At 73.7% G+C, this 6996-nt stretch carries 7 protein-coding genes; 5 read left to right on the top strand and 2 right to left on the bottom strand.

Translation table 11 applies throughout. The features are described 5' to 3' along the window. The coding region (locus J0670_RS25545) for a LacI family DNA-binding transcriptional regulator (RefSeq protein ID WP_207814010.1) at positions 1-715 on the bottom strand (715 nt) is incomplete at its 3' end. Positions 716-865: 150 nt separating this feature from the next. Here J0670_RS25545 and J0670_RS25540 point away from each other — a divergent pair. From J0670_RS25540 to J0670_RS25520, 5 genes are read left to right on the top strand one after another with little or no spacing between them, the layout of a single operon-like run. Further along, the gene (locus J0670_RS25540; RefSeq protein ID WP_307806684.1) at positions 866-2521 is read left to right on the top strand and encodes an ABC transporter substrate-binding protein; all 1656 of its coding nucleotides are present in this window, start codon (positions 866-868) and stop codon (positions 2519-2521) included. Next, complete coding sequence (locus tag J0670_RS25535; RefSeq protein WP_207814012.1) at positions 2521-3474, top strand: ABC transporter permease; 954 nt, start codon at positions 2521-2523, stop codon at positions 3472-3474. Before J0670_RS25540 ends, J0670_RS25535 begins: the two co-directional genes overlap by 1 nt. After that, complete coding sequence (locus J0670_RS25530) at positions 3471-4340, top strand: ABC transporter permease (RefSeq protein ID WP_207814009.1); 870 nt, start codon at positions 3471-3473, stop codon at positions 4338-4340. Before J0670_RS25535 ends, J0670_RS25530 begins: the two co-directional genes overlap by 4 nt. Before the next feature lie 48 nt (positions 4341-4388). Then, positions 4389-5390: an ABC transporter ATP-binding protein gene (locus tag J0670_RS25525; RefSeq protein ID WP_207814008.1), complete on the top strand. Its 1002-nt coding sequence runs from the start codon at positions 4389-4391 to the stop codon at positions 5388-5390. Then, positions 5387-6196, top strand: coding sequence for an ABC transporter ATP-binding protein (locus J0670_RS25520; RefSeq protein WP_374223163.1), 810 nt, complete (start codon positions 5387-5389; stop codon positions 6194-6196). The genes J0670_RS25525 and J0670_RS25520 overlap by 4 nt, the downstream gene beginning before the upstream one ends. A 66-nt stretch (positions 6197-6262) precedes the next feature. Here J0670_RS25520 and J0670_RS25515 read toward each other — a convergent pair whose 3' ends face one another. Further along, positions 6263-6937 carry a TetR/AcrR family transcriptional regulator gene (locus tag J0670_RS25515; protein ID WP_207814007.1) on the bottom strand — a complete coding sequence of 225 codons (675 nt, stop codon included), beginning with the start codon at positions 6935-6937 and terminating at the stop codon, positions 6263-6265. Positions 6938-6996 lie beyond the last annotated feature (59 nt).

Raw genomic sequence — 6996 nt, 5'->3', positions numbered from 1 at the left:
CGACCACCGGGCCGTCGCCGGGGCCTTGGGTGTGGACGAGCCGGGGCACGGCGCCGTGTTCGGCGCACCACCGCCGGTAGGTGTCCGCGACGGCGGTGTGGAAGCGGGTGGCGGTGCCGGGCAGGACGACGACGGTCCGCCGCGCGCCCTGGTCCCGCAGGTGGTCGAGCACTTCGCGGACCGCCCCGTCGGCGTCCACGTCCACCCAGTGGGTCCCGGGGCGGCCCTCGACGGAGCGGTCGGTGAACAGCGGGACGCGTGCCGCGATGAAGTCCTCGACGAGCGGGTCGTCGTCGAGCGGATCGGCGACGATGGCGGCGTCCAGGGGAAGGTCGGCCCATTCCTCCGGCCCGCAGCGGGCGGGCAGGAGGACCAGGGCGTAACCGCGTTGGAGGGCCGCGCCGGCCGTGGCCCTGGTGAGCTGGGCGAAGTAGGGGGACGTCAGGTACGAACCCGGATCGCGCGCGAACTCGCCGACGGCGTAGCCGATCAGCCGGGCGTGGCCGGCCCGCAGCAGCCGGGCGGTGGCGTTGGGCCGGTAGCCGAGGCGGCGGGCGGCCTCGCGGGCGCGCTCGCGCACGGCGTCGGACATCCGGCCGGTGCCGTTGAGCGCGGCGGACACGGTGGTCTTGGACAGGCCGGCCTCGCGTGCGACGTCGACCAGGCGGATCCGGGGGACGGCGGCCGGGTCGCCGCGGCGCGGGGTGTCGGTCATGTGCCGATGCTGCCAGTCCGGACGGACCTTCGTCACCCCGTCGCGACCTCTGAAAAATCGTTCCCGCAAAGCCTTGTGCGGGAACGTTCCCGCATCAATACTCCACTGCAACTCCCAGCCCCCACGACTCAGAAAGGGGTGGGTTGCGCCGTGCGCCTTCTTTCGCGCCGCACCGGATCCACCGCTCTCCTCGCCACCGGCGCGCTCCTGGTCGCGATGACCGCCACCGCCTGTTCCGGCGCCTCGGCCAAGCACGCCGGGAACGCCGCCGGCACCGCCGGTGACCAGGTCGCCGCGCTCACCCCGGCGGCCAGGGGAACGATCCCGTCGTTCAGTTGGTCGCTCTACGCGGAGCCGCAGTCGCTCGACTACGCGCTCGCCTACGACTATCCGCCGAACACCGTGCTCGCCAACGTCTGCGAGCAACTCTTCCGCGTCACACCGGACTTGAGGATCGAACCGGGCCTGGCCGTGAAGTCCGCCAACCCCGACCCGCTGACCTGGGTGTACACCCTGCGCGAAGGCGTGAAGTTCCACGACGGCGCCGCCATGACCGCCGAGGACGTGGTCGCCTCCCTCACCCGGCAGATGGACCCCTCCACCGGTTCCTCCTGGGCCAGCGCCTTCAAGAACGTCGCCTCGATCACCAAGTCCGGCCCGCTCGAAGTCACCATCAGGCTCGCCAAACCCGACGTCCTGCTCAACGAACTGCTCGCCGCCTCGCCCGGCACCATCGAGAGCGCCGCCTACCTCGCCAAGGCCGGGAAGGACTACGGCAGCCCGAAGGGCGGGGTGGACTGCACCGGCCCGTACGCGGTCGACCACTGGGCCCAGGGCGAGAGCATCACGCTGAAGCGGAACCCCGCCTACTGGGACAACTCCCTGACACCGAAGGCGGACAGCGTCAGGTTCGTGTTCATCGCCGACTCGGCGGCCCGCGCCAACGGCTGGCTCTCCGGCACCGTCGACGGAGGCTACATGGTGCCCTCCAGCTCGCTGGTGCAGATCCAGGGATCCCCGCGGGGCAAGGTCTACTTCGGCCCCAACACCGCCGCCGCCGACCTCGCGGTGCTGAACCTCCAGGGCACCCTGGGAGACCGGAAGGTCCGTCAGGCCCTCTCCATGGCGCTGGACCGCGACGGCATCATCAAGTCCGCCGCCGGCGGCATCGGCACTCCCGCCAAGGCCCCGGCCGCACAAGGGGCCTGGGCCCTCACCCCGGAGCGCACCGCCGGCTACTTCGCAGCCCTGCCCGCGCCCGTCCATGACGTCGACGGCGCCCGCAGGCTCGTCCAGGAGGCCGGGGCGACCGGCCGGAAGGTGGTGATGGCGACCAGCTCGCTGGCTCCGGAGATCAGCGTGGTCGGCAACGCCGTCCAGGCGGCGGGCCGGCAGATCGGCCTGGACGTCGAACTGAAGCCGGTCTCCCCGGACGCCTACTCGGCGCTGTTCACCGACCCCGCCGCCCGGGCCGGCCTCGACCTCGTGGTCACCAACGGCTACGACAACACCCCGGACCCGCTGGAGTTCTACCAGTCCCTGCACACCGGCGACTTCGGCAACTACGCCAACTGGTCGGACCCCGAGTTCGACGCCCTCTACGACCAGGCCGTGGCCGCCACCGACCCGGCCGTCCGGTCGGACCTGACCGCGAAGCTCCAGCAGATCGCCGTCCGCGAACTGCCCACGATCCCGCTCTACGAGGCACCGTTCTCCGTCTTCCTGGGCAGCGGGATCACCGGCGCCCCGGCCGGCATCGCCCAGCTCTACTACCCGTGGGCCGCGACGATCGGCTCCGCGCACTGATGGCCGGATACCTGCTCGGCCGGTTCCTCGGGCTGGCGGCGGTGCTGCTGGTGACCTCGTTCCTGGTCTTCAGCGCCGTGCACCTCGCACCGGGGGACCCGGTCTCCTTCCTGCTCAAGGGCCACCCGGCCACCCCGGAGGCCAGGGCCGCGATCGCCGCCCAGTACCACCTGGACGACCCGTTCCCGGTCCAGTACCTCAAGTGGCTCGGCGGCGCCCTGCACGGCGACTTCGGCCGCTCGATCCAGTTCCGCCAGGACGTCGGCACGCTGCTCGGCTCCCGACTGCCCGGCACCGCGCTGCTGATCGGCTACGCGGCGGTGCTGGTCTGCGTCGGCGGCGTGGTCACCGGCGCCCTGGCCGCGCTGCGCCCGGGATTCGCCGACCGGGTGGTGCTGATCGGCACCGGCGTGGCCACCGCCACCCCGCCCTTCGTCACCGCGATCGGCCTGGTGTCGCTGTTCGCCGTCCAGCTCGGCTGGTTCCCCGGCCCGGGCTCCAACGGCACCGGACCGGTCGACCGGCTCTACCACCTCACCCTGCCGGCCTTCGCCCTCGCCGTCACCCTCGCCGGGCTGCTCGCCCGGGTCACCCGCTCGGCGATGCTGGACGAACTGGGCCGCGAGCACGTGGAGGTGGCCCGCTCCCGCGGCGTCCCCGAGCGTACGGTGATCCGCCGGCACGTGCTGCGCGGGGCCCTCGGCCCGATCGTCACCGTCGGCGGGACGACGCTGGCCGGCCTGCTGGTCAGCACCTCGATCGTGGAGACCGCCTTCAACGTCACCGGCGTCGGCCAGCTGCTGGTCCAGTCGGTGACGGCCAAGGACCTCCCCGTCGTCCAGGCCGTCACCCTGCTGATCGTCCTCGGCTTCGTGCTGGTCAACCTCGCCGTCGACCTGCTCGCGCCGCTGATCGACCCGCGGGTCGCGCTCACCCGGGCAGGTGCCGCGTGACCGCCGCCGCACTCACCGAACCCACCCGGCGCCCGCTGCTGCGACGGCTGCGACCGCTCGGCGGCGGACCGCTGTTCACCGCCGCCGTCCTGCTGCTCGCCGCGCTCGTCCTGGTCGCCGTGCTGGCCCCGCTGCTCTCCCCGTACGACCCGGAGGCGGTGGACCTGCTGTCCCCGCTGGCCGGCAGCAGCGCCGGCCACCTGCTCGGCACCGACCAGTCGGGGCGCGACGTGCTGTCCCGGCTGCTGTACGGCTCGCGCACCGGCCTGCTCGGCCCGCTGCTGGTCGTCGGCCTCTCCACGGTGCTCGGCATCCTGCTCGGCACGGTGGCCGGGTGGCGCGGCGGCTGGGTCGACACCGTGCTGTCCCGGCTGCTGGACCTGGTCTTCTCCGTGCCCGGACTGCTGCTGGCGATCATGTTCGTGGCCGTCAGCGGGCCCGGCCTGACCGCGCCCGTGATCGCCATGTCCGTCGCCTACACCCCCTACGTCGGACGTCTCGTCCGCGGCCTGGCCCAGCAGGAGAAGGCCCGGCCGTACCTGGAGTCCTACCGCGTCCAGGGCTGGTCCGGCTGGACGATCTGCCTGCGGCACCTGCTGCCCAACATCGCCCCGACCGTGCTGGCACAGTCCGCGATCAACTTCGGCTACGCCCTGATGGACCTCGCCGGGCTGTCCTTCCTCGGCTTCGGCGCCCAGCCGCCGGCCGCCGACTGGGGCGCGATGATCAACGAGGGGGAGACCGCGCTCCAGCAGGGCGCCATGCTCCCGGCGCTCGCGCCCTCGGCGTGCATCGTGCTGGCCGTGGTGGCCTTCGGCATCGTCGGCGAGGGCATCGCCGACCGGCTCGCGAGACGGGAGCGCTGAGATGACGGGTGCTGAGATGACGGGTGTGCTGACATGACGGGCACTGACATGACGGGCACTGAGCCGCCGGGCGCGAAGACGGCCCCGCCCCTGTTGGAGATCGACCGGCTGAGTGTCCGACTGCCCGCCGACCGGGCCGCCCGGCCCATCCTGGACGAGGTGTCGCTGCACGTCGCGGCGGGGGAGACGGTCGGTCTGGTCGGCGAGTCCGGCTCCGGCAAGTCCGTCGCCTGCCGGAGCGTCCTCGGCCTGCTGCCCGACGGCGCCCGGGTCGAGGGGCAGGTCCGGGTGCGCGGCCGCGACGTGCTCACCCTGGACCGCGCGGGGCTGCGCGAACTGCGCTCCCACCGGGCCGCCATGGTCTTCCAGGACCCGCGCGCCTCGGTCAACCCGCTGCACCGGATCGGCGACTTCCTCACCGAGGGCCTGCGCGCCGCCGGCACCCCCGCCGAGCAGGCCGTCGCCAGGGCCGAACGCCTCCTCGACGCGGTGGGCATCCAGGACCCGCGCGGTGCCATGCGCCGCCGCCCGCACGAGTTCTCCGGCGGCATGCTCCAGCGCGTGGTCATCGCCGCCGCCCTGGCGGGCGAGCCCGAACTGCTGATCGCCGACGAGCCCACCACCGCCCTCGACGTCACCACCCAGGCGGAGGTGGTCGCCGTCCTCACCCGGCTCCAGGCCGAGCGCGGCACCGGACTGCTCTTCGTCACCCACGACCTGGAGCTCGCGGCCGCCGTCAGCGACCGCATCTACGTCATGTACGCGGGGCGGATCGTCGAGACCGGCGCCACCGACGCGCTGTTCGCGCGCCCGCGCCACCCGTACACCGCCGGCCTGCTCGCCTGCACCCCGCGGATCGAGCCGGACGCCCCGCCGCCCCGGCCCGTCCCCGGCCGCCCGCTCTCGCTGGCCGAGGCGGCGCCCGGCTGCGCCTTCTCCGCGCGCTGCGCGTTCGCCGAGGCACGGTGCTCGGGCGAGCGGCCCGCCCTGCGCCGGCACGGCGAGGGCCTCGCCGCCTGCCTGCGCGCCGACGAAGGGATCCTGCCGTGACCGAGTCAAGTGGGCTGGTGGTCAAGGGACTCCGCAAGGCCTTCGGAGCCCGGACGGTGGTGGACGACATCGCCTTCAGCCTCCCGCCGGGCGGCTCGCTGGGCGTGGTGGGAGAGTCCAGCTGCGGGAAGACGACCACCGCCCGGATGCTCGTCGGGCTGGAACGGCCCGACGCGGGCACCGTCCACCTGGACGGCGAGGACCGGTCGGTCCGTCCGCGTGGCCGCGCCGGGCGGCTGGCCCACGCGCGCGGCATCCAGCTGGTCTTCCAGGACCCGTACCTCTCGCTCGACCCGCGGATCACCGTGGGCGCCTGCCTCGACGAGGTGTTGCGGCTGCACTTCGGGCTGGAGCGGACGGAGCGCCGCCACCGGGTGGCCGAACTGCTCGACCAGGTCGGCCTCGGCGAGCGCGAGGCCGCCGCCCTGCCCCGGCGGCTGTCCGGTGGGCAGCGCCAACGCGTGGCCATCGCACGGGCACTGGCCGCCGAGCCGCGGGTGCTGATCCTCGACGAGGCGGTCGCCGCGCTCGACGTGTCCATCCAGGCGCAGATCCTCGACCTGCTCGGGGAGATCCGCCGGGAGTCCGGGATCGGCTTCCTGTTCGTCAGTCACGACCTCGCGGTGGTGCGCCACCTCACCGAGGAGGTGGTGGTGCTGCGGTCCGGCCGGGTGGTCGAGGCCGGGCCGACCCTGCGGGTGCTCACCGAACCACGGCACCCGTACACCAGGCTGCTGCTGGACTCCGTGCCCCGCCGGGGCTGGGATCCGGGCCGGATCGCCGAAGGCCGGCGAGCGCTGGCCTGACCGGCCGAACCGGCCGGTCGGGCCGCCCGAGAGCCGCCGGGCCCCTGCTGTGGGGGAGGGGCCCGGCTACTCGGCCGCCGCCGAAGGCAGGCCGCCCCCGGTGGTGCTCAGGTTCCGGTACAACCGCTCCAGGTAGCCGCGCAGTTCGGCGGTCATGTCGACCGCCTGCGGGGCGAGCACCCACTGCAACTGGAGCCCGTCCATGACGGCCAGCAACTGCCGCGCCTCGGACTCGCAGTCCGTGTCGGGGCGCAGCTCGCCGCTGTCCACGCCCCGGCGCAGCGACTGGGCGGCATCGGCGACGAGGGTGCGGTAGCGGCGGGCGAAGAAGGCGTGCGCCGGGTGGTCCGGGTCTCCGGACTCGCCGACCAGGGCGTTGAACATCCGGGTGCGGCCCGGGCGCCGGCTGTTGTACGCGGTGAGGTCGAGCAGCCGGTGGAACCAGTCGGCGACGCTCTCGCACTCCTCGGCGAAGAACCGCTCGGTGTCGTGCTCGTCGCTGGCCTCCAGCACCGAGACGAGCAGGGCCTCCTTGGTCCGGAAGTGGTGCAGCAGGCCGCCCTGGGTGATGCCGACGTCCTTGGCGATCCGGGCGAGCGAGGTCGCGTGGAAGCCCCACTGCGCGAAGTGCTCCACGGCGGCGTCCAGGATGCGGGCGCGCCGCTCGTCGCCCACCGCGTACGTGCCGCGGGCCGGGCCCCTGCCTGTGCCACGGGCTGTCGGCCCGTCCTTGACGTCCATGGCTGCCACCTTAGCCACCGGTGCGGGCGGCCGGTGATCTGTGAGCTGGGCCACACGGC

The organism is Streptomyces sp. FH025, assembly GCF_017427025.1.
Classification (GTDB): Bacteria; Actinomycetota; Actinomycetes; order Streptomycetales; family Streptomycetaceae; genus Kitasatospora.
Note: the sequence above shows the minus strand (reverse complement) of the source record. Positions and strands in the feature narration are given on the sequence as shown.

What these genes read in the sequence shown, in the direction of transcription:
- J0670_RS25535 (WP_207814012.1), top strand. Translation starts at nt 2,521, where the DNA reads ATGGCCGGATACCTGCTCGGCCGGTTCCTCGGGCTGGCGGCGGTGCTG.
- J0670_RS25525 (WP_207814008.1), top strand. Translation starts at nt 4,389, where the DNA reads ATGACGGGCACTGAGCCGCCGGGCGCGAAGACGGCCCCGCCCCTGTTG.
- J0670_RS25515 (WP_207814007.1), bottom strand. Translation starts at nt 6,937, where the DNA reads ATGGACGTCAAGGACGGGCCGACAGCCCGTGGCACAGGCAGGGGCCCG.